Source organism: Pseudomonas idahonensis, from assembly GCF_037903935.1.
GTDB lineage: Bacteria > Pseudomonadota > Gammaproteobacteria > Pseudomonadales > Pseudomonadaceae > Aquipseudomonas > Aquipseudomonas danubii.
This window is the reverse complement of the sequence record NZ_CP149586.1, coordinates 980,339-1,002,134: the sequence shown is the minus strand read 5'-3', so window position 1 is coordinate 1,002,134 and position 21,796 is coordinate 980,339. Positions and strand designations below refer to the sequence as shown.

The 21,796-nt window shown below is 62.0% G+C and carries 19 protein-coding genes; 9 read left to right on the top strand and 10 right to left on the bottom strand.

From position 1 onward, the window contains the following. Nucleotides 1-37 precede the first annotated feature (37 nt). A complete protein-coding gene (gene pmbA, locus WIN67_RS04470; RefSeq protein WP_339070688.1) occupies nt 38-1,384 on the bottom strand; it encodes a metalloprotease PmbA in 1,347 nt (448 codons plus the stop codon). Nucleotides 1,385-1,492: 108 nt separating this feature from the next. On the opposite strand from pmbA, the gene yjgA reads away from it, so the two are divergent. Beyond that, entirely contained in the window at nt 1,493-2,014 is a 522-nt protein-coding gene (gene yjgA, locus WIN67_RS04465) for a ribosome biogenesis factor YjgA (RefSeq protein WP_102861144.1), read from the top strand. A 48-nt stretch (nt 2,015-2,062) separates the two neighbouring features. Here yjgA and tldD read toward each other — a convergent pair whose 3' ends face one another. From tldD to mreB, 8 genes are all read right to left on the bottom strand, one after another. After that, a complete protein-coding gene (gene tldD / locus WIN67_RS04460) occupies nt 2,063-3,505 on the bottom strand; it encodes a metalloprotease TldD (protein ID WP_102861143.1) in 1,443 nt (480 codons plus the stop codon). Nucleotides 3,506-3,531: 26 nt separating this feature from the next. Continuing rightward, a complete protein-coding gene (locus WIN67_RS04455) occupies nt 3,532-4,371 on the bottom strand; it encodes a carbon-nitrogen hydrolase family protein (protein ID WP_102861142.1) in 840 nt (279 codons plus the stop codon). A 58-nt stretch (nt 4,372-4,429) separates the two neighbouring features. Further along, entirely contained in the window at nt 4,430-8,233 is a 3,804-nt protein-coding gene (locus WIN67_RS04450) for a YhdP family protein (RefSeq protein ID WP_339070687.1), read from the bottom strand. A 75-nt stretch (nt 8,234-8,308) separates the two neighbouring features. After that, nucleotides 8,309-9,766, bottom strand: a complete 1,458-nt coding sequence (rng, locus tag WIN67_RS04445) for a ribonuclease G (protein ID WP_102861140.1) — start codon at nt 9,764-9,766, stop codon at nt 8,309-8,311. A gap of 56 nt (nt 9,767-9,822) precedes the next feature. Then, nucleotides 9,823-10,428, bottom strand: a complete 606-nt coding sequence (locus WIN67_RS04440; RefSeq protein ID WP_102861139.1) for a Maf family protein — start codon at nt 10,426-10,428, stop codon at nt 9,823-9,825. 43 nt (nt 10,429-10,471) lie between these two features. Continuing rightward, the gene (mreD, locus tag WIN67_RS04435) at nt 10,472-10,963 is read right to left on the bottom strand and encodes a rod shape-determining protein MreD (protein ID WP_102861138.1); all 492 of its coding nucleotides are present in this window, start codon (nt 10,961-10,963) and stop codon (nt 10,472-10,474) included. After that, a complete protein-coding gene (gene mreC / locus WIN67_RS04430) occupies nt 10,963-12,057 on the bottom strand; it encodes a rod shape-determining protein MreC (RefSeq protein WP_339071680.1) in 1,095 nt (364 codons plus the stop codon). Before mreC ends, mreD begins: the two co-directional genes overlap by 1 nt. A gap of 142 nt (nt 12,058-12,199) precedes the next feature. Then, entirely contained in the window at nt 12,200-13,237 is a 1,038-nt protein-coding gene (mreB, locus tag WIN67_RS04425) for a rod shape-determining protein MreB (protein WP_002555108.1), read from the bottom strand. A gap of 211 nt (nt 13,238-13,448) precedes the next feature. Here mreB and gatC point away from each other — a divergent pair, with 211 nt between their 5' ends. The 6 genes from gatC to WIN67_RS04395 all read left to right on the top strand — a co-directional run bounded on the left by gatC (nt 13,449) and on the right by WIN67_RS04395 (nt 18,615). Further along, nucleotides 13,449-13,736, top strand: coding sequence for an Asp-tRNA(Asn)/Glu-tRNA(Gln) amidotransferase subunit GatC (gene gatC / locus WIN67_RS04420; protein WP_011059250.1), 288 nt, complete (start codon nt 13,449-13,451; stop codon nt 13,734-13,736). A 16-nt stretch (nt 13,737-13,752) separates the two neighbouring features. Then, nucleotides 13,753-15,204, top strand: coding sequence for an Asp-tRNA(Asn)/Glu-tRNA(Gln) amidotransferase subunit GatA (gene gatA, locus WIN67_RS04415; protein WP_102878367.1), 1,452 nt, complete (start codon nt 13,753-13,755; stop codon nt 15,202-15,204). Between the two features lie 10 nt (nt 15,205-15,214). Continuing rightward, nucleotides 15,215-16,660 carry an Asp-tRNA(Asn)/Glu-tRNA(Gln) amidotransferase subunit GatB gene (gatB, locus tag WIN67_RS04410; protein WP_102878366.1) on the top strand — a complete coding sequence of 482 codons (1,446 nt, stop codon included), beginning with the start codon at nt 15,215-15,217 and terminating at the stop codon, nt 16,658-16,660. Nucleotides 16,661-16,742: 82 nt separating this feature from the next. Then, nucleotides 16,743-17,123 (top strand): septal ring lytic transglycosylase RlpA family protein, encoded by a 381-nt coding sequence (locus WIN67_RS04405; RefSeq protein WP_110596015.1) that lies wholly within the window; start codon nt 16,743-16,745, stop codon nt 17,121-17,123. 50 nt (nt 17,124-17,173) lie between these two features. After that, nucleotides 17,174-18,238: a calcium/sodium antiporter gene (locus WIN67_RS04400; protein WP_102878364.1), complete on the top strand. Its 1,065-nt coding sequence runs from the start codon at nt 17,174-17,176 to the stop codon at nt 18,236-18,238. Continuing rightward, nucleotides 18,235-18,615, top strand: coding sequence for a carboxymuconolactone decarboxylase family protein (locus tag WIN67_RS04395; protein ID WP_102861132.1), 381 nt, complete (start codon nt 18,235-18,237; stop codon nt 18,613-18,615). The genes WIN67_RS04400 and WIN67_RS04395 overlap by 4 nt, the downstream gene beginning before the upstream one ends. Nucleotides 18,616-18,683: 68 nt before the next feature. On the opposite strand, the gene WIN67_RS04390 is transcribed toward WIN67_RS04395, so the two are convergent. Further along, nucleotides 18,684-19,625, bottom strand: coding sequence for an AEC family transporter (locus WIN67_RS04390; protein ID WP_102878363.1), 942 nt, complete (start codon nt 19,623-19,625; stop codon nt 18,684-18,686). 166 nt (nt 19,626-19,791) lie between these two features. Here WIN67_RS04390 and WIN67_RS04385 point away from each other — a divergent pair, with 166 nt between their 5' ends. Both WIN67_RS04385 and WIN67_RS04380 read left to right on the top strand, forming a co-directional pair. Then, the gene (locus WIN67_RS04385) at nt 19,792-21,432 is read left to right on the top strand and encodes a phospholipase (protein WP_339070686.1); all 1,641 of its coding nucleotides are present in this window, start codon (nt 19,792-19,794) and stop codon (nt 21,430-21,432) included. A gap of 13 nt (nt 21,433-21,445) precedes the next feature. Then, nucleotides 21,446-21,637: a hypothetical protein gene (locus WIN67_RS04380; RefSeq protein ID WP_123393756.1), complete on the top strand. Its 192-nt coding sequence runs from the start codon at nt 21,446-21,448 to the stop codon at nt 21,635-21,637. Nucleotides 21,638-21,796 lie beyond the last annotated feature (159 nt).

The following is a 21,796-nucleotide window of genomic DNA, read 5'->3' as shown; positions in this document are numbered from 1 at the left end:
CGGGGAGGTGGCGCGTTTGGGTGACCCAGGAGGGCGGTCAGCTACCAGCGACAGTCATGCGTTCGATCAGCACCGAGCCAGTGCGGATGTTGCTGCGCAGTTCCAGGTCGTTACCCACGGCAATGATCTGCTTGAACATGTCCCGCAAATTACCGGCAATGGTGACTTCCTGCACCGCGAACTGGATCTCGCCATTCTCGACCCAGAAACCCGCCGCACCACGGGAGTAATCCCCAGTGACCATGTTCAGGCCATGCCCCATCAACTCGGTCACCAACAGGCCACGCCCCATACGCCGCAGCAGCGCCGCCTGGTCTTCATCGCCATGGGTGACGAACAGATTGTGCACGCCACCGGCGTTGGCGGTACTCGGCATGCCCAGCTTGCGACCGGAATAGGTGCCCAGCACATAGGACACCAACTCCCCGTCCTTGACGAAAGGCTTGGCGTAAGTGGCCAGGCCGTCACCATCGAACGCCGAACTGCCCATGGCGCGCATCAGGTGCGGACGCTCATCGATGGTCAGCCACTGGGGAAACAGCTGTTGGCCCAAGGCGCCTTCAAGGAAGGATGACTTGCGATACAGATTGCCGCCGGAAATCGCGCCGAGAAAACTGCCGAACAGGCCGCCGGCCAGTTCCGCGGAAAACAGCACCGGCACTTCGCAGGTCGGCACCGGGCGGGCGCCAAGTCGACTGGCCGCGCGTTGGGCAGCACGCTGACCAATGCTCGCAGAGTCGGCCAGCAACTGGCCCTGGCGATTGACGTCATACCAGTAGTCGCGCTGCATCTGGCCGTCAGCCTCGGCAATCATCACGCAGCTCAGACTGTGGCGAGTGGAGGCATAACCACCGATAAAACCGTGACTGTTGCCATACACCCGGCAGCCCTGATGGGTGCTCAGGGTGGTGCCGTCGGCATTCTTGATCCGGCTGTCGGCGGCAAAGGCCGCAGCTTCACAGGCCAGGGCCTGCTCGATGGCTTGCTCTGGGGTGATGTCCCAGGCATGGAACAGGTCGAAGTCCTGCAGGTCCTTGGCCATCAAGGATGCATCGGCCAACCCCGAGGCTTCGTCTTCGGAGGTGTGCTTGGCGATTGCCAGGGCCGCGGCCACGGTTTCACGAATGGCCTCGGGGCCGCTGGCAGAGGTGCTGGCCGAACCCTTGCGCTGGCCCACATAGAGGGTGATGCCAAAGCCCTGGTCGCGGTTGAACTCCACGGTTTCCACTTCCCGCTGGCGCACCGAAGTCGACAGGCCCTGCTCCAGAGACACCGCTACTTCGCAGGCACTGGCCCCCTGGCGCTTGGCCTCGGCAACGATCTGCTCGACTTGCTCCTGCAGGGCCGGCAAAGCCTGTGGGCCGACGCTTTGTGCTGCACTCATGCTGTTCTCCACTCAAATTCTGCTTTCGATTAAGGCCGGCGAGCGACCGGGCCGGACAAGCGGCCCTCGACTGGTTATCATGGCGGCGTTTCTTTGCGGACTGCCACCATGGTTGATTCTTACGACGACTCCCTCGATGGGGAGAAAAGCAAATCCCAGGTCAAACGCGAGCTGCATGCTCTGGTTGATCTCGGCGAGCGCCTTACCACTCTCAAGCCTGACTTGCTGAACAAACTGCCGTTGACCGACGCCTTGCGCCGGGCCCTGGCGGATGCGCCCAAGCACGTCGCCCATATCGCCCGAAAGCGCCACCTGCAATTCATCGGCAAGCTGATGCGTGACCAGGACACCGACGCGATTCTGCAACTGCTCGACCAACTCGACGCCTCCACCCGGCAGTACAACGAACGTTTCCATAACCTGGAACGTTGGCGTGACCGCCTGATCGGCGGCGGCGATGACGTTCTGGAAAAGTTCGTCAGTGAATACCCGGACGCCGATCGCCAGCAACTGCGCTCCCTGATTCGTCAGGCCCAGCACGAGGTGGCCCATAACAAGGCGCCGGCCTCCAGCCGTAAAATCTTCAAGTACATCCGCGAGCTGGACGAGACCCAACGCGGTCTGCGTTGAGCCCTCCACGGGTGAGCTGCCCAGCAGTTCACCCGGCGCCCTCTTCTCTTATGCCCCTGTACCACCCACGGTGATCGCATCGATCTTCAAGGTCGGCTGACCGACGCCTACCGGCACTGACTGCCCGTCCTTGCCACAAGTGCCAACGCCGCTGTCCAGGGACAAATCATTGCCCACCATCGACACTCGGCTCATCGCTTCAGGACCGTTGCCAATCAGGGTCGCGCCCTTGACCGGTGCGGTGATCTTGCCGTCTTCGATCAGATACGCCTCGCTGGTGGAAAACACGAACTTGCCGCTGGTGATGTCCACCTGGCCGCCACCAAGGTTGGCGCAATAGATGCCTTTCTTCACCGAGGCGATGATTTCCGCCGGATCGCTTTCGCCAGCCAGCATGTAGGTGTTGGTCATGCGCGGCATCGGCAAGTGCGCGTAGGACTCACGACGCCCGTTGCCAGTGCGGGCCACGCCCATCAGGCGGGCATTGAGTTTGTCCTGCATATAGCCCTTGAGCACACCGTTCTCGATCAGGGTGGTGCATTCGGTCGGGGTGCCTTCGTCGTCCACGCTCAGGGAGCCGCGACGCCCAGCCAGGGTGCCATCGTCGACGATGGTGCAGAGCTTGGAAGCCACCCTCTCGCCCATGCGGCCGCTGTAGGCCGAGCTGCCCTTGCGGTTGAAGTCGCCTTCCAGGCCGTGGCCCACGGCTTCGTGCAGCAGCACACCGGACCAGCCGGAGCCGAGTACCACCGGCAAGGTGCCCGCCGGTGCCGGAATGGCTTCGAGATTGACCAGGGCCTGACGCAGCGCTTCACGGGCATAGCCCATGGCCCGATCCTCAGTGAGGAAATAGCGGTAATCGGTACGCCCGCCGCCACCGTGACCACCGCGCTCGCGGCGACCATTCTGCTCGACGATGACGCTGACATTGAAGCGCACCAACGGCCGCACATCCGCCGCCAGGCCGCCGTCCGTCGAGGCCACCAGAATCCGCTCCCAGACCCCGGCCATGCTCACGCTGACCTGTTGGATACGCGGGTCCAGAGCACGAGTCGCCGCGTCCACTCGCTTGAGCAGTTCGACTTTCTCGGCCCGGCTGATGACTTCCAGAGGATTGTCCGGCGCATACAGTTGCGCCACGTCCTGGCTGGTGAATGCCTGCACCGTACCGTTCTGTCCGGCCCGGGAGATCGATCGCGCAGCACGGGCCGCCAGCCCCAGGGCTTCCAGGGTGATGGCGTTGCTGTAGGCAAAGCCGGTCTTCTCCCCGGACTGCGCACGCACACCCACCCCTTGGTCGAGGTTGAAACTGCCTTCCTTGACGATCCCGTCTTCCAGGGACCAGGACTCGGAAATCTGCCCCTGGAAATACAGGTCGGCGGCATCGATGCCCGGGCCGGCCAGATCCCCCAGCACGCCCTGCAAGCTTTCGATGGTCACGCCGCCAGGGGCTAGAAGATGTTCACTGACTGAGGACAACAACCCGCTCATATGCTTTGGCCTTAAATTCGTCGTACTTATGCAAGCCGTTGAACGCCTTGCGAGAAAATGCGCCGGTGACTGACCACCGGCATCCGCGCCCGGATGGACGCCTGTTCACTGCTGTCGCGCTCGGCCAACAGCACGCCCTCACCTTGATCCTGCTCCGCCAACACGCGTCCCCATGGGTCGACGATGGCCGCGTGGCCGTAGGTTTCCCGTGGGCCGGGATGCACGCCACCCTGGGCCGCCGCCAGCAGGTAGCACTGGGTTTCAATGGCCCGGGCCCGGATCAGCACCTCCCAATGGGCGGCGCCGGTCACCGCGGTAAAAGCCGAAGGCGCAGTAATCAATTCAGCGCCGGCGGCGCGCAATTCGCTGTACAGCTCGGGAAAGCGCAGGTCATAACAAACCGTCAGCCCCAACCGACCCACCGGCGTATCCGCCACTACCACGCGGTCTCCATGAGCATAGTCATCGGATTCGCGATAGCGTCCGCGATTGTCCGCCACGTCGACATCGAACAGATGCAGCTTGTCGTAGCGCGCCACAATCTGTCCCTGATCGTCCACCAACAAAGAACAGGCGTTGGCCTTGGCCTCGGGCTGATCCTCGGGGGGCAGCGGCAAGGTGCCGGCCACTATCCATAACCTGAGGTCGCGGGCGGTCTGTTTCAACCATGGCAGGATCGGACCTTCGCCCAGGGCTTCGGCGCGACCGATGGCCGCCATGTCGCGGCGGCCCATGGCGGCGAAGTTTTCCGGCAGCACGGCCAGCTTGGCACCAGCAACGGCGGCTTGCTCAAGCAGGCTCCGAGCCTGGTTCAGATTGGCCAGCACATCGCTCTGGCTGACCATTTGAATCACCGCAAGAGACATGGCGAACTCCTTGTAGGGTAGGCCGCCATGCTACTCCATAGGCACGAATCGAGGATTCTCAAAACGGCTTGTCGAAGGTGATTTGGGGATCTTTCCACGGGCCTTTGACGTTGTATTTGACGCTGGCAAAGCGCGCCACGCGGTCTCCGATCAGCTTGTCGATCAGGAACAACGCCCCGCCCACCGCAGGCGCCCCGACGATCAGCGCGGCAATCGGCAGGTTGTTGGTGACCGGCAGGGTCACCAGCAGCTTGGCGTCCACCTGATCGGCCACCATATCCAGGGTGCCATTGAGCTCCAGATTGCTCGACGGCCCCGTGAGGGTGATCGGCTCGCGAGTGACATACACGCCATTGCTCGCCGCCAGCACGCCCTTGACCCGGTCATAGCTCAAGCCCTTGCCGAACAGGTCGGAGAAGTCCAGGCGCAGGCGCCGGCCGATGGAGTTGAAGTTGAGCAGGCCGAATACCCGCAGGGCCTGGGCCCCGCCTTCGACTTCAACGAACTGCCCCTTGCGCAGGGTGGCGTCCAGGCTGCCGGAGAAGCGCTTCAAGCCCACCCAGGCCGGTGAGCCCGGCCAGCGGCCATCTACATCCAGGTGAAAGTCTTCACTGGTCACGGTCGGTGCGAAGCCCCAGCCCTTGAGCACATCCGCCAGGTTCTTGCCACCAATACGGCCACGGTACCAACTGCTGCTGGCACCGGCCTGACCTTCCCAGCCACCCTCGCCTTGCAACTGCATGCCCTTGAGGCCCAGGTTCAGGCCATTGAAGACCATGCCCTTGGCCGTCGGCCGAACCTTGAGCGCCCAGCGACCGATCAGGTCCTGGCCCTGGAACAATTGGGCAATGGATATATCCAGTGGCGGAACGTTCTTCGGGTCCACCGAAGCCAAAGGATCAGGTGCATTTTCATCGGTCTGGGCCATCGGGTCGGCGGCCGGCAGGCGCACATACGCCATGTCGATGACCATTGGCGCCACCTTGGCATCGGGAATCCCGACTTTGCCCTTGGCCTGTTGACTGTCGATCTGCAGCTCCCAGGCAGTGGGCTTGCGGCTCAGCAGCAGGTTGACCTGATCCAGCGAGGTGCCGAAGGCGCTGAGCTTGCCGACCTTGAAGTCCGCACTGCTGAGCAACTGCTTGGCGCTGCCCCCCGGGTCCTTTCCGGCATAGCGATCCACCAGAGCCTTCCACGGTTCCACATCCAGCTCGGAGAGAATCCCCCGTACCCGCAGCCCTTTGCCAGGAGGCAGCAAGGCCGCACCATCGCCGAGGAACAGTTCGCCCCGACCCTCGGCGAGCTTGCCGCTGGGCGCCGCGAAAGTGAAGTCGGCCAACTCGCCGTATTTGAACCAGTAGCGCCGCTCGGCCCCTTGCAGGGTCATGCGAAACACACTGTTGCGCCCGGTGCTGGCAGCCATGCCAAACGGCGCCGGCAGGTCCACCGCCATGCCCTTGAGGCTGGAGTTGACCATCAATTGACTGTCGGCACCGTCAAGGTTCAGTTGCAACTGAAAGGGCACTTCGCCGGACACCGGCAACGGCTGGCTGACTTTCAACCAGTCGGTGAGTTTCTTCACCGTAACCTGACCCTTGGCAACCACTCGGGTATTGGGCTTGCCTGGCTTGCCATCGGCAAAAATCTGCGCCGTGACCGGCCGATCGAAAGCCTGGGCGCTGATCCCTGAGCCACTCAGGCCCCTGGCACTGTCAAAGCGGAAGTCGCCCTTGAGCTGGGTCAGTTCCAACTCGGGTTCGCTGAGTTTGAGGCGCGCCTTGTCAGTCTTGAAGTCCACCAGGATCTTCGGTTCCTCGCCCTTGACCAGGGGGATGTCCAGGTTCAGCTTGCCTTGCAGGTCGCCCTCGCCCTGCCAGCCGGCAAAGGTCGATGCGGTGCCGATCGGCGCTTCCTGCAGAATCTTCACCCCGTCACCCAGGCCGCCGGCAAAACTGCCGTCGATGAACATGTGGCTGCTCTGACCGGCAACGGAATGGGGAATGTTGACGAAAACATCCCGCACCTTGGTATCCAACAGCTGCCCCTTGCTGGCGACGATGCGTACGCCGCTGTCTTCGACAAACACATCGCCGCTGATCTTGCTCAGGTGCGGCCAGCCCGGCTGGAACGCCAGTTCGGCGTCATGCACCTTGAAGAACAGGCTGATGCTGCGAGCCGCCTCGATAGCGTCATGGTTCAGCGAACCCTGGTATTGGAAGAAGCCCTCATCCACCGCGCCCTTGAGGATCGCCGTGCGCAGCCATTCATCCAGCGCCGGACTGAGCACCTGGGGCAGGTACTTGGCGGTGTAGCGCCCATCGCCGTCCACCAGGCCGACCCGCAGGTCCATGTAGTCTTCCTGACTGTGGTCGAAGTGCAGCCGGATCAGGAAATCGCCGGCAATCTTGCCCTCTTCCCCCAGCACCTTGAGGTAGGGCGCGATCAGGGTGAAACCTTGTTTGTCGAGTTTCCAGGTCAGGGTGGCGTTGGCCTGGATGTACTGCCAGGGCTTGGCGAAGATCGGGTACAGGTGCAGGGAGAAATCCTTGCTGTCCATGCGCAGCTCGCCCTTACCCAGGTCGCCACTGATGCTGCCACTGACGTTTCGCGCCGCCGGAGCGCCGTGATAGGCGTCGAAGCCCACCCGATCAAGGTTGGCGGCAAAGCTCAGCCGCTGGTCGCCGGTGTTCTGGGGGCGATAGTCGAGCAGCACATTGCGCAGCCCGCCGCTAACCTTCAAGCGCTCGATGGTGGTGGCCAGGCCTTGCGGCAAAGGTGCAAGGGCATTGAGGATCGGCGTGAGCGGCGTCAGGTCCAGGCGGTCGGCTTGCAGATGCCAGAGTTCTTCACGGTTATCGCCGGCCTGGGTTTGCTGCAGTTGCAGGCGCGATTCCCAACGGGTTTCGCCAAGGCTCAGCGCCAGGGAATCGAGTTGTACCTGCAGGCCCTGATCGCTGCGCTGGAAGAAGGCATTCAACGCCAGATTCTTCAGGGTGACTGGCGTGCGCTCGGCATAGGCGCCGCTGAGCTGTGGCGCATTCAAGCGCAGCGCCGCGCTCTGCACTGTGCCCTTGGCCCAGGTCAGCCACAGCTCGCCACCGGCCTTGAGTTCGGAGAGTTTCCATTGCTGAGTGACACGGGCCGGCAGCCAGCGCGACCAGTCACTTTGCGGCAGGCTCAGGTACAGCTCGGCCCGAGCGTCGCGCCATGCATCCGCCTGGATGCGTGTGCGCAGGTTGACGGCCAGGGGCTGCCCATCCGGCAGGGTCAGGCGCAGGTCCAGGCGCTGGCGGCTGGGACCGGTGCGCAGATTGAGTCCGACATAGGTCAGGGCCAGCGGCGAATGATCCTGCGGCAGCAAAGTGACTTGGCTGTCCAACAGGGAGAGTTCCGCGACTTGCTGCAAGCGAGTCAGCAGTTGTCCCGGATCCATGGGTTGGTCCTGCTGCATTGGCAGGCCTTGCAATTGCCATTGGCCGTCCGCGCCTTCCTTGAGGCTCAGACTCAGACCGCTGAGCTCCAGGCGCCCTATGCGCAGGTCACGGGCCAACAGGCTGCCGAGCATGTCCGGGGCCACGCTGACCTGGTCCAGGCGCAGGGCGTTGGCCCCCTCGCCCACCATCACATCGTGTGCCAGGAGAATCGGCGACAGTCCGCTCCAACGCCCTTCCAGGCTACCGATATGCACCGGCAGCCCCACGGCCTGCTGCACCTTGGCTTCGACCTCGGCCTGGTACTCAGCCACCAGCGGAGTCAGTTCCCGACCCAGGCTGACGTACAAGGCCGTCACCACCAACAGCAACGCGCAGGAACCCAGCCCCCAGCGAATCAGCGTGGTGAACAAGCGGATCAGCCGCTCCATCTCAGTTGGCTCCCATGGCAAAAGTCATGCAAAAAGCTGAAGCCAGCCGTTTCCAGTGGTGTAAAACACGGGAAATCAGAGCAGCACCACGTCGTATTGTTCCTGGGAGTACATGGTTTCGACCTGGAACCTGATGGTACGGCCGATAAAACCTTCCAACTCCGCCACATTGCCCGACTCTTCGTCCAGCAGACGATCCACCACTTTCTGATTGGCCAGCACTCGATACCCTTCTGCCTGATAAGCCCGGGCCTCACGGAGGATTTCACGGAATATTTCGTAACAGATGGTTTCCGGAGTCTTCAGCTTGCCCCGTCCCTGACAACTGCTGCAGGGCTCGCAGAGCACCTGCTCCAGACTCTCGCGCGTGCGTTTGCGGGTCATCTGCACCAGGCCCAGTTCGGTGATGCCGATGATGTTGGTCTTGGCGTGATCGCGCTCCAGCTGCTTCTCCAGGGTCCGCAGTACCTGACGCTGATGCTCCTCGTCTTCCATGTCGATGAAGTCGATGATGATGATCCCGCCCAGGTTGCGCAGGCGCAGTTGCCGGGCAATGGCGGTAGCGGCTTCGAGGTTGGTCTTGAAGATGGTTTCCTCAAGATTGCGATGACCGACAAAGGCCCCGGTGTTGACGTCGATGGTGGTCATGGCTTCCGCTGGGTCCACCACCAGATAACCACCGGACTTGAGTGGCACCTTGCGCTCCAGGGCCTTCTGGATTTCATCCTCGACGCCGTACAGGTCGAAGATCGGCCGCTCACCGGGGTAGTGCTCCAGGCGATCGGCGATTTCCGGCATCAGCTCGGCAACGAACTGAGTGGTCTTCTGGAAGGTTTCCCGGGAGTCGATGCGGATCTTCTCGATTTTCGGGCTCACCAGATCCCGCAGGGTACGCAGCGCCAGGCCCAGGTCTTCGTAGATCACATTGGGCGCGCCAATGGTCTTGATCTGAACGCCGATCTGATCCCAGAGCCGACGCAGGTAGCGAATGTCCATCAGGATCTCATCGGCACCGGCGCCCTCGGCGGCAGTACGCAGGATGAACCCGCCCGCCTCCTTGATGCCTTCCTGGGCCACGCAGTCGCTGACCACCTGCTTCAAGCGCTCACGCTCGGCTTCATCCTCGATCTTCAGCGAGATGCCGACATGGGCGGTACGGGGCATGTACACCAGATAACGTGAAGGAATCGACAACTGGGTGGTCAGTCGGGCGCCCTTGGTGCCGATGGGGTCTTTGGTGACTTGCACCACCAGGCTCTGTCCTTCATGCACCAGGGCACTGATGCTTTCCACCGCCGTACCTTCACGGGTGGAAATTTCCGCAGCATGAATAAACGCTGCGCGGTCCAGGCCGATATCGACGAAGGCGGCCTGCATGCCGGGCAATACCCGCACCACCTTGCCTTTATAGATGTTGCCAACGATACCGCGGCGCTGGGTCCGTTCGACGTGAACCTCTTGCAGCACTCCGTTTTCGACCACCGCCACCCGTGATTCCATCGGCGTGATGTTGATCAGAATCTCTTCACTCATGGCAGTGTCTCGTTCAGGCGTGTTCATAGAAGGCCGCAGCAGTCGGGTACGGCGCTTTAGCGCACTGGAAGGTTTTGCCAACAGGGTATGCCGAAATGGCCAAGCAGTTCTGCGGTTTCGCACACCGGCAAGCCAACCACAGCGGAGTAACTGCCATTGAGCCCTGACACAAACACCGCCGCAAGCCCCTGGATTGCATAACCACCGGCCTTGTCCCGAGGCTCGCCGCTGGCCCAGTAGATGCTCGCTTCCTCAGGGGAGATGGCGCGAAACCGCACCAGGCTGCGCACCACTCTCGACTCGCAGCGCTCTCCGTCGAGCAAGGCAATGGCGGTCAATACTTCGTGCTCGCGCCCGGCCAGCGCCATGAGCATCGCCAGGGCGTCGGCCTGGTCCAACGGTTTGCCGAGGATCCGCCCATCCAGCACCACGGCCGTATCGGCTCCCAGCACACAGGCCGGGGCCCGGGATTCGCTGCTGGTGATCAGGGCGCGCCCGGCCGCCGCCTTGCCACGGGCAAGACGCTCGACATAAGCCGCAGGGGATTCATCAGCCAGCGGAGTTTCATCGATGTCCGCGCTGATGGCGGTGAAGGGCACACCGATCTGGGTGAGCAGCTCACGCCGACGGGGCGAACCGGAAGCGAGGTAAAGCGGATTCATCAAGACATCTCCCTGTCGAGGTGCGGGCCAATGCCTGACCGAATTAATTGATTTTGAAACGTCGGCGCAACCCACGCAGGCCAAAGCTGACCCACGGCCACAACAGCGCACTGACCAGGGCTGGCAGGACCAGCGCCAGGGTCGGCTGGCGATTACCGGTCAGGGCGCTGAGCCAGAGTTGGACCAACTGCGCCAAGCCAAAGATCACCAGGATCACCAAACTCTGCTGCCACATCGGGAACATCCGCAGACGCTGTTGCAGGGATAGCACGAGGAAGGTGATCAGAGTCAGGATCAAGGCGTTCTGCCCCAGAAGCGTGCCGTAAAGCACATCCTCCGCCAGCCCAAGGCACCAAGCCGTGACCATGCCCACCTTGTGCGGCAGGGCCAGGGCCCAAAAGGCCAGTAGCAGGGCCAGCCATAGCGGGCGCAGGATTTCCATGAACTGAGGCAAAGGCGACACACTCAGCAGCATGCCAATCAGAAACGTCAGCCAGACGATCCAGCCGTTTTGCGAATAGGTGCTACCCGCCATTATTCTCTTCCTCCGGTGGTGGCCGGTGCCGCAGCCGGAGGCTGGGCCGCCGGTTTCACCACAGGTTTATTGACCGGCTTGACCGGCGCATGGGCGGCCGGCTTGACCGGAGTCGCCGGTGCAGCAGTGGGGGCAGTGGCAGGCACGGCAGTGGCAGCTGGAGTCACCGCAGGCTTGGGCACCGTGGTCGGCACCACCGGGGTGGTATTGCCACCCTGCTGGTCCTGGGCCTCCTGAGCCTGGGCCGCATCATTGGCCCGCTCTTCGGCCGTGCGCGGATCACTGAATACCAGTAACAGGTAACGGCTGCGGTTCAGCGCAGCAGTGGGCACCGCTCGCACAATGGCGAATGGCTGACCGGAATCGTGGATCACTTCCTTGACCGTGGCCACCGGATATCCAGCGGGGAAACGCTGGCCAAGGCCCGAACTGACCAGCAAATCGCCTTCCTTTACATCGGCGGTGTCGGCCACGTGGCGCAACTCCAGGCGCTCCGGGTTGCCAGTGCCACTGGCAATGGCCCGCAGGCCGTTGCGATTGACCTGTACCGGAATGCTGTGGGTGGTGTCGGTCAGCAACAGGACGCGCGAGGTATAAGGCATCAACTCCACCACCTGCCCCATCAAGCCACGGGCATCGAGCACCGGCTGGCCGAGGAACACACCGTCACGCTCACCTTTATTGATGATAATGCGATGGGTAAAGGGGTTGGGGTCCATGCCGATCAACTCGGCCACTTCAACCTTCTCGTTGACCAGTGCCGAAGAGTTGAGCAACTCGCGCAGACGCACGTTCTGCTCGGTCAAGGCGGCAAGCTTTTGCATGCGTCCCTGCAGCAGCAGGTTTTCGGTCTTGAGTTTTTCGTTTTCAGCGACCAGCTCGGTGCGACTGCCGAACTGACTGGCAACGCCCTGCCATAGCCGCTGCGGCAGGTCGGTGATCCAGTAGGACTGCATCAACACCAGCGACATCTGGCTACGCACTGGCTTGAGCAGTGTGAAGCGGGCATCGACCACCATCAGTGCGACCGACAGCACGACCAGCACCAGGAGGCGCACGCCCAATGAGGGGCCTTTGGCGAAAAGCGGTTTAATAAGCCGCTCCTCCCAGGCAAATGTTGTGTTTATTCATACGGCATCAAACCGGCCTGGATGCAGATTGACAGAAGATAAACGCCACAGGCAGCACTGCAAAGTGCTGCCTGTGAGCGCAACAGCATAGATGCAACCGGCGAAGTTACTCGCTGGAGAGCAGGTCCATGGTGTGTTTGTCCATCATTTCCAATGCACGGCCACCGCCGCGAGCAACACAGGTCAGCGGATCTTCGGCAACGATCACCGGCAGACCGGTTTCCTGGGCCAACAGCTTGTCCAGATCACGCAGCAGAGCGCCACCACCGGTCAGCACCAGGCCGCGCTCGGCGATGTCCGAAGCCAGTTCCGGAGGCGATTGCTCCAGGGCACTTTTCACCGCCTGAACGATGGTTGCCAGGGACTCCTGCAGAGCCTCCAGCACTTCATTGGAGTTCAGGGTGAAGGCACGTGGCACACCTTCAGCCAGGTTACGGCCGCGTACGTCGACTTCACGTACTTCGCCGCCTGGGTAGGCAGTACCGATTTCCTGCTTGATGCGCTCAGCGGTGGACTCACCGATCAGGCTGCCGTAGTTGCGACGCACGTAAGTGATGATGGCCTCGTCGAAACGGTCGCCACCAACACGTACGGATTCGGCGTAAACCACACCGTTCAGGGAGATCAGGGCGATTTCAGTGGTACCACCACCGATGTCCACGACCATCGAACCACGGGCTTCTTCAACCGGCAGGCCGGCACCGATCGCAGCGGCCATTGGCTCTTCGATCAGGAACACTTCACGGGCACCGGCGCCAAGGGCCGATTCACGGATCGCACGACGTTCAACCTGGGTGGACTTGCATGGAACGCAGATCAGCACACGAGGGCTGGGCTGCAGAAAGCTGTTTTCATGAACCTTGTTGATGAAGTACTGCAGCATCTTTTCGCAGACGCTGAAGTCGGCGATCACGCCGTCCTTCATCGGACGAATGGCGGCAATGTTGCCCGGAGTACGACCGAGCATGCGCTTGGCCTCAGTACCAACCGCAACAACACTTTTCTGATTACCGTGGGTCCGAATGGCCACAACCGATGGTTCATTCAGGACAATACCGCGCTCGCGCACGTAAATAAGGGTGTTGGCAGTGCCCAGGTCAATGGAAAGATCGCTGGAAAACATGCCACGCAGTTTCTTGAACATGGGAAAGGGACCCTAGGCAACGCGTGGGTAAAAAAGTGCGGCAAACTCTAACAACGACAGGGATTTTGGGCAAGGCGCCAATATGTTAAATTGGCCGCTTTTCTGTGCACCAAACCCCACAATCGCGGCCATAAGACCGTAGAAATGCGGTAGTGTTCCGACAATCTAACACGCGGACGAAATCCGTTTTTGTTTTCCACTGGAGAATCCCATGGCGCTTGAACGCTCCGACGTGGAAAAAATCGCTCATTTGGCCAGCATCAAGCTCAATGAAGGCGATCTTCCACACATCACCTCCGCCCTTAACAGCATTCTCGGGCTGGTGGATGAAATGCAGGCAGTCGATACCGATGGTATCGAGCCCCTGGCCCACCCTCTGGAAGCCAGCCAGCGCCTGCGCGCAGACGTTGTGACCGAGTCCAATCATCGCGAGGCCTATCAGTCCATCGCACCAGCGGTCGAAAGCGGCCTGTATCTGGTTCCGAAAGTCATCGACTAAAGGGAAAGAGCCTGCAATGCACCACATGACTCTGGCCGAGATCGCCCGCGGCCTCGCCGACAAGAAGTTTTCCTCTGTAGAACTGACCCAGACCCTGCTGGCGCGCATCGCTCAGCTGGATCCGCAGATCAACAGTTTCATCAGCCTCACCCAAGACCTGGCCCTGGGCCAGGCCAAAGCCGCCGACGAACGTCGCGCCAACGGTGAGAGCGGAGCCCTGCTGGGCGCACCGATCGCCCACAAAGACCTGTTCTGCACCCAAGGCATCCGCACCAGCTGCGGTTCGAAGATGCTCGACAACTTCAAGGCGCCCTATGACGCCACCGTGGTCGCCAAGCTGGCCGCTGCCGGGGCCGTGACCCTGGGCAAGACCAACATGGACGAATTCGCCATGGGCTCGGCCAACGAGTCGAGCTGGTACGGCGCAGTGAAAAACCCGTGGAACCTGGAGCACGTGCCTGGCGGTTCGTCCGGTGGTTCCGCCGCCGCCGTAGCCGCGCGCCTGCTGCCTGCGGCCACCGCCACCGACACTGGCGGTTCGATCCGCCAGCCCGCCGCCTTCACCAACCTCACCGGCCTGAAGCCGACCTACGGTCGCGTTTCCCGCTGGGGCATGATCGCCTACGCTTCCAGCCTCGATCAGGGCGGCCCGCTGGCACGCACCGCCGAAGACTGCGCGATCCTGCTGCAAGGCATGGCCGGCTTCGACCCGAACGACTCCACCAGCATCGATGAACCGGTGCCGGACTACAGCGCCAGCCTCAGCGGCTCGCTGCAGGGCCTGCGCATCGGCGTGCCGAAGGAGTACTTCAGCGCCGGCCTCGACCCGCGCATCGCCGAACTGATCCACAACAGCATCAAGGAGCTGGAAAAGCTCGGTGCGGTGATCAAGGAAATCAGCCTGCCGAACATGCAGCACGCGATTCCCGCGTACTACGTGATCGCCCCGGCGGAAGCCTCCTCCAACCTGTCGCGTTTCGACGGCGTGCGCTTCGGCTACCGTTGCGAGAACCCGGCCAACCTTGAAGACCTGTACAAGCGCTCCCGTGGCGAAGGCTTCGGCAGCGAAGTGCAGCGCCGGATCATGGTCGGCGCCTACGCGCTGTCCGCCGGCTACTACGACGCCTACTACCTCAAGGCGCAGAAAATCCGTCGCCTGGTGAAGAACGACTTCATGACCGCTTTCAACGAAGTCGACATCATCCTCGGCCCGACCACGCCCAACCCGGCCTGGAAGCTCGGCGCCAAGAGCAGCGATCCGGTCGCCGCGTACCTGGAAGACGTCTACACCATCACCGCCAACCTCGCGGGCCTGCCGGGCCTGTCGATGCCGGCCGGTTTCGTCGACGGCTTGCCGGTCGGCGTGCAACTGCTCGCCCCGTATTTCCAGGAAGGCCGCTTGCTCAACGTTGCGCACCAGTATCAGTTGAACACTGACTGGCACACCCGCACCCCAACCGGCTTCTGAGGAGACACACATGCAATGGGAAGTCGTGATCGGGCTGGAGATTCATACCCAGCTCACCACTCAATCGAAGATTTTCTCCGGTAGCTCCACCGCCTTCGGTGCCGAGCCCAACACCCAGGCCAGCCTGATCGACCTGGGCATGCCCGGCGTACTGCCAGTGCTGAACCAGGAAGCGGTGCGCATGGCGGTGATGTTCGGCCTGGCGGTAGACGCCGAGATCGGCCAGCACAACGTGTTCGCCCGCAAGAACTACTTCTACCCTGACCTGCCCAAGGGCTACCAGATCAGCCAGATGGAACTGCCAATCGTCGGCAAGGGCCACCTGGACATCCCTCTGGAAGACGGCACCATGAAACGCGTCGGCATCACCCGCGCGCACCTGGAAGAAGACGCCGGCAAGAGCTTGCACGAAGAGTTCAACGGTGCCACCGGCATCGACCTGAACCGCGCCGGCACGCCGCTGCTGGAAATCGTGTCCGAGCCGGACATGCGCAGCGCCAAGGAAGCCGTGGCCTACGTCAAGTCGATCCACGCGCTGGTTCGCTACCTGGGCATCTGCGACGGCAACATGGCCGAAGGCTCGCTGCGTTGCGACTGCAACGTCTCGGTCCGCCCCAAGGGCCAGGTCGAGTTCGGCACCCGCTGCGAGATCAAGAACGTCAACTCGTTCCGTTTCATCGAGAAGGCGATCAACAGCGAGATCCGTCGCCAGATCGATCTGATCGAAGACGGCGGCAAAGTGATCCAGCAGACCCGCCTGTACGACCCGAACAAGGACGAAACCCGTCCGATGCGCAGCAAGGAAGAAGCCAACGACTACCGTTACTTCCCCGATCCGGACCTGCTGCCCGTGGTTATCGAGGATTCCTTCCTCGACCAGGTACGCGCCACCCTGCCAGAACTGCCACCGCAGAAACGCGAGCGCTTCCAGGAGCAGTTCGGCCTGTCGGTCTACGACGCCAGCGTCCTGGCCACCAGCCGCGAGCAGGCGGACTACTTCGAGAAGGTCGCCAGCATTGCCGGTGACGCCAAGCTCGCCGCCAACTGGGTCATGGTCGAACTGGGCAGCCTGCTCAACAAGCAGGGCCTGGAAATCGACGCAGCCCCGGTCTCGGCCGAACAACTGGGCGGCATGCTGCTGCGGATCAAGGACAACACCATCTCCGGCAAAATCGCCAAGACTGTGTTCGAAGCCATGGCCAATGGCGAGGGCAGCGCCGACGAGATCATCGACAAGCGCGGCCTCAAGCAAGTCACCGACAGCGGTGCGATCTCCGCGGTGCTGGATGAAATGCTCGCGGCCAACGCCGAACAGGTCGAACAGTACCGCGCCGCCGACGAGGCCAAGCGCGGCAAGATGTTCGGCTTCTTCGTCGGTCAAGCGATGAAGGCTTCCAAGGGCAAGGCCAACCCGCAACAGGTTAACGAGCTGCTGAAAAGCAAGCTCGAAGGCTGATCGAAAAATGCAGCCTTGGCTTGTCAGTCGAAATCGCGGGGATGCAAGCCCGTCTTCGCTGGCAAGCCAGCTCCTGCGAATAATGACTCCCCGTCCCTGGTTCGTGGCCTGTGCCCTGCTCGCTCTGCTCACGGGCTGCGCCAGCAGCCATATCATCGACCCTCGAGGTTATGACCAGACCGGGACAGCCTCCTATTACGGCGCCCGCCATCATGGCAAACGCACCGCCAGCGGCGAGCCCTTCGATCAGAACGGCCTCACTGCGGCCCATCGCGAACTGCCGTTCGGCACCCGAGTGCAAGTCACCAACCAGGGCAACGGCAAAAGCGTCGTAGTCCGTATCAACGATCGTGGCCCGCACACCCGCGGCCGCCTGATCGACTTATCCCGCGCTGCCGCGCAACAGCTGGGCATGCTGCGCAGCGGCACCGCCAAAGTACGCATCCAAGCCCTCAGCGACTGACCGACGGAGCCCGAGCCATTACCGCCTTTGCCGAACTGCCCCTGCTCAGCCTGATCCAACTCATCAGCGGCCTGGTGATGCTGATCGCCGGCGCCGAGTTGCTGGTGCGTGCCGCCGTACGTTTGTCCGCGCGCCTGCATGTACGTCCGCTGATCATGGGCTTGAGCATCGTCGCCTTCGGCAGCAGCGCGCCGCAGATGGCCATCAGCCTGCAGGCGACCCTGGCCGACAACACCGATATCGCCGTGGGCAGCGTGATCGGCAGCAGCATCTTCAACATCCTGGTGACCCTGGGTCTATCGGCCCTGATCATTCCGCTGCGGGTATCGCGACAGCTGGTGCGCCTGGACATCCCGTTGATGATCGGTGCCAGCCTGCTGGTATTCATCCTGGCCTATAACGAGCGTCTCACCCCCTCCGACGGTGTCATCCTGCTGGCGGCCCTGGTGCTGTACCTGCTCCTGCTGTTGCGCCAGTCGCGGCACTCGGCACGCCATCACCTGCCCGCTCCAGCCGGCCAGCGCGGTTTCGCGCCCAGGTTCAGCAGCATGCTGATGGTGCTTATCGGCCTGGGGCTACTGGTCTTCGCCGGACACTTGCTGCTAGGCGCCGCCGTCACCGTGGCCGACGACCTGGGCTTGTCGGAGCGAGTCATGGGACTGACGGTGATTGCCGTCAGCACCTCCCTGCCCCAACTCGCCACTTCCCTGCTCGCGGCCCTGCGGGGCCAGCGGGATATCGCCGTGGGCAATGTCATCGGCAGCAATCTCTTCAACTTGCTGGGGGTCCTGGGGTTTACCGCCCTGGTGGCACCGACGCCGCTCTCGGTTTCGCCCAACGCCCTGGATTTCGACTTGCCGGTGATGCTTGGCGTCGCAGTGCTGTGCCTGCCGGTGTTCTATTCGGGGTATCGCGTGACCCGGGCCGAAGGCTTGCTGTTTCTCGGCCTGTACCTAGCCTATGGACTGCACGTGGTGTCCTTCACCACGGGCATGCCCCTGGCGGGCAAGCTGGAACACTTGATGCTGTTTTTCGTCCTGCCAGCGCTGGTGGCGTTTCTGCTGTTCAGTTCGCTACGGGCCTGGCGCCGCCAACACAAGAGAGAAGCGCCATGAGCGAAAACAAGAAAAGCGGACTGCAAATGCGTCGCCAAGTGATGGGCGACGCCTTCGTCGACCGAGCTCTGGGCAACGCCACCGAATTCACCCAGCCACTGCAGGAGTTCGTCAACGAACACGCTTGGGGCGGCGTGTGGAACCGTGATGGCCTGCCGTTGAAAACCCGTAGCCTGATCACCCTGGCAACGCTGACCGCGCTGAAGTGTCCCCAGGAGTTGAAGGGCCACGTGCGTGGCGCCCTGAACAACGGCTGCACCGTGGAAGAGATACGTGAAGCGCTGCTGCATTGCGCGGTGTATGCCGGAGTGCCGGCCGCCATCGATGCGTTTCGCGCAGCCCAGGAAGTGATTGACGCTTATCAGCAGCCGCAGTGAACCCGTTGTTCGCCGACAAGCCGCCTCCTAGCGCCGCCTTATAAGAGCCGGCTTGACGGTGAACAGCTTCAGATCCACCCACCCCACTGCAAAACAAAGATCCCAATGTTGGTGGTCACTGCCGCCATCACGGTGGTGATGACGATAATGGCCGCCGCCAGCTCATGATTGCCATTGGCCGCCCGGGCCATGACATAGCTCGCTGCAGCAGTCGGACTGCCGAAATACAGAAACAGAATCCCCAGTTCCGCCCCGCGAAAACCGCATAACCAAGCGCCAAAGGTTGCCAGCGTCGGCAGGCTGACCATCTTCAGCAGGCTGGAGCTCATGGCCATCCGCCCACTGTTGCGCAAGGCCGCCATGGACAACGTGCCACCGATGCAGATCAGCGCCAGAGGCAGACTCATCTGTGCCAGGTATTTTCCCGAAGTCTCCAGCCAGCCGGGAAGGCTGATCTGCCAGTAGGCAAACGGCGCAGCCACCAGCACGCTGACAATCAACGGATTGCTGAACACACTTTTGCAGATGCTCCAAGGGTCGGACTTGATCGCCGGGCTGTAGACCGCCAGGACCACCGTCGACAGGGTGTTGTAGTAAAGAATCACCAACGCGGCGAGCAGCGCCCCCAGGGAAATCCCGTAATCCCCATACATGCTGGCCGCCAGGGCCAGGCCGATGATCGCGTTATTGCCGCGAAACGCCCCCTGGGTATAGATCCCCCGATCCACCTTCGGGCAACGCCAGATGGCCCAGCCCCAGGCCAGGGCAAAACAGACCAGGGTGGCCACCGAAAAGTAGATCAGTACACCAGGCTTCAGTGAGGCATGCAGGTCGGCATGGACAATGCCGAGAAACAGCAAGGCCGGCATGGTGACGTTGAACACCAGGGCCGACGCCGTATGGATGAAGTTGTCGTTGATCCACCCCACCCGCTTGAGCAGCAGCCCCAGAAACAGCATCGCAAACACCGGCGCAGTGATCGCCAGGGTTTCGAAAAAAATAGCCAGCATGCGCGGGGGGACCTTGAGCCTGTCGTTAGGGCGCTAATGATAATCCAATCAACCCGCCCTCACGTAACCGTCTTCTTGACGGCGTGTCATTTTCAATTATGCTCACGATAACTGTATATACATACAGTTAAACCAAGCATAACCATGACATATCAAGGAGCTAGAAATGTCAGGACTCTCTGCACAGATGCAGCAACAGCCACAACAGGCCGGCAAGATCATTGCCGATCTGGACCGTTTGTTCACTGAACAAGGCATCGCCATTTCCGGCGATGGCGACACCCTGGTGCTGGTCACCGACGGCCACCACACCATCAAGTACCACCGCCCGGAAGACCTGCCCCACACCCCGCAAAAGTCCTCCAGGGGCCTGCCTCAATTGCGTTTTGAGGGCGGTGAACACACCGCCATTGGCGACAGCACTCTGCTGCGCTTCGTCAAGGATGCCCCGGCCATTCCCGCGTGGCAGGTCGAACTGCACCTGCCCAACGGCCTGGCTCTGACCTATGGCCAGGTGGTTGCCCTGGGCGGCGATTTCTACGGCATTCCCGAGCAGCCGATCTGCGAAGGCGCGACGCCGGCTGATCGAGTGCAACGTTTTACCGCGGCCTTCAACTCCCTGGCAGTACTGCCGGCGGCGAAAGACGAAGCCCGACAGATCCTCGCGGTGATGCAGAAGGAAATCGTTGCCGCCAACCAGGCGATCCGCGACGGCAAACAGCCCCACGAAGCCTATGACGCCCTGGGCGATACACTGTCTGAAGAGTGGAACCGGATCACCGGTGGCGGCAGCGCGGTCTCCGCCCTGTTCCCTCTGGGGCGCTACCTGAAGCTGGCGGCCAACAATGCCGACCACTTTGGCGAATGGGCCCTGGCGGCTTATATCGCCGGGCACACGGCCGCCCTGCAACAAGCGGTACTGGCGGGTAAGACTGCCGACGACAAGCAACTGGAACTGGCCTATGCGATGAACGCCTTCGCCGACCACTTCCTCACCGACCTGTTTTCTGCCGGCCATGTACGAGTGCCACGCAAACAGGTGGCGGCGGTGGTCACCCCCAGCGACCTGGGCTCGCTGATTACCCGTTTCATGCACGACGAGGACAGCAAGTTCGGCCTCAATGTCAGTAACGCCCAGGGCGACCGCTGGCACGCCTACGGCGACAAGCGTTATTTCGACAGCGTCGATCATCGCAATCGCCAGCAGGTGAAACAGGCGGTGCAGCGTTCGGCAGACGAGATCTTTACCTGCTACCTCAGCGGCAACCTGCCGGCGCCCGCCAGTTACGCGGCTCTCAAGGCCTTACCGGATCTGAATGCCGCCAAGAGCGGCAATTTCTCGCCACTGTTCGTGATGAGCGGTGACAAAGTGCTGCGCCGCAGCGACGTCAACAATCTCAATGACAGCAAGACCATCGACAACTGGTGGGGCTGGAGCACCTACCTGCTGCTGAAGAACTACAGCCCGAACAAGCCGACGGGCTACCTGGAAACCCCAAGCGCGGTCCCGACAATCCTGGTCGATGGCTGGCAAAGCCACACCCCCAGCGAGCCCAACTGGCTCCCTGGCCAGGCGGTGCGCTACGCCCTCAGCGAAACCAACGGCTTGAACGAGTCATACATCGGTCCCTGGTCGGCCTACATGGAACTGAGCGACAGCTTCCAGCCGACCTTGAGCATCCCGGCCGGCACCAGCAACAGCAGCGCCACCGGACGCAATGTGTTCCGTCAGTTCCGCGGTGGCTCGCCGGAGCTGATCGGCTCCATCGACAAGAACGCCAGCCGCTTCATCGACCGTAACGCCTGATAAGGAAATCACCATGGCTATCAACCTAAAACTGCAACTGGCCTCCGGGCAATCCCTCAAGGACGCACCTCTGGAACTGCTGCTCAACGGCGCTCCCATTGCCCGCGCCTGCGTGGATGAACACGGCAACGTGGCCTTCAACGCCAAGCCGGGAACTGGCCAACTGGCCGTACGAGTTGACCGTTCGATCCTGCACAAAGCCTAACCGCGCGCTGTAGGAGCGGGCTCACCCGCGAGCAGGCCTCCTGCTCCGCTGCGCCAGCGCCGGTTCATGGCCCTGGCGCAGCCGACGTCATTGCCCTCAATGATCGCCAACCCCTGATTTCACCGAGACGTCCTCCCGAACCTCGCACTCAAGCCAAGC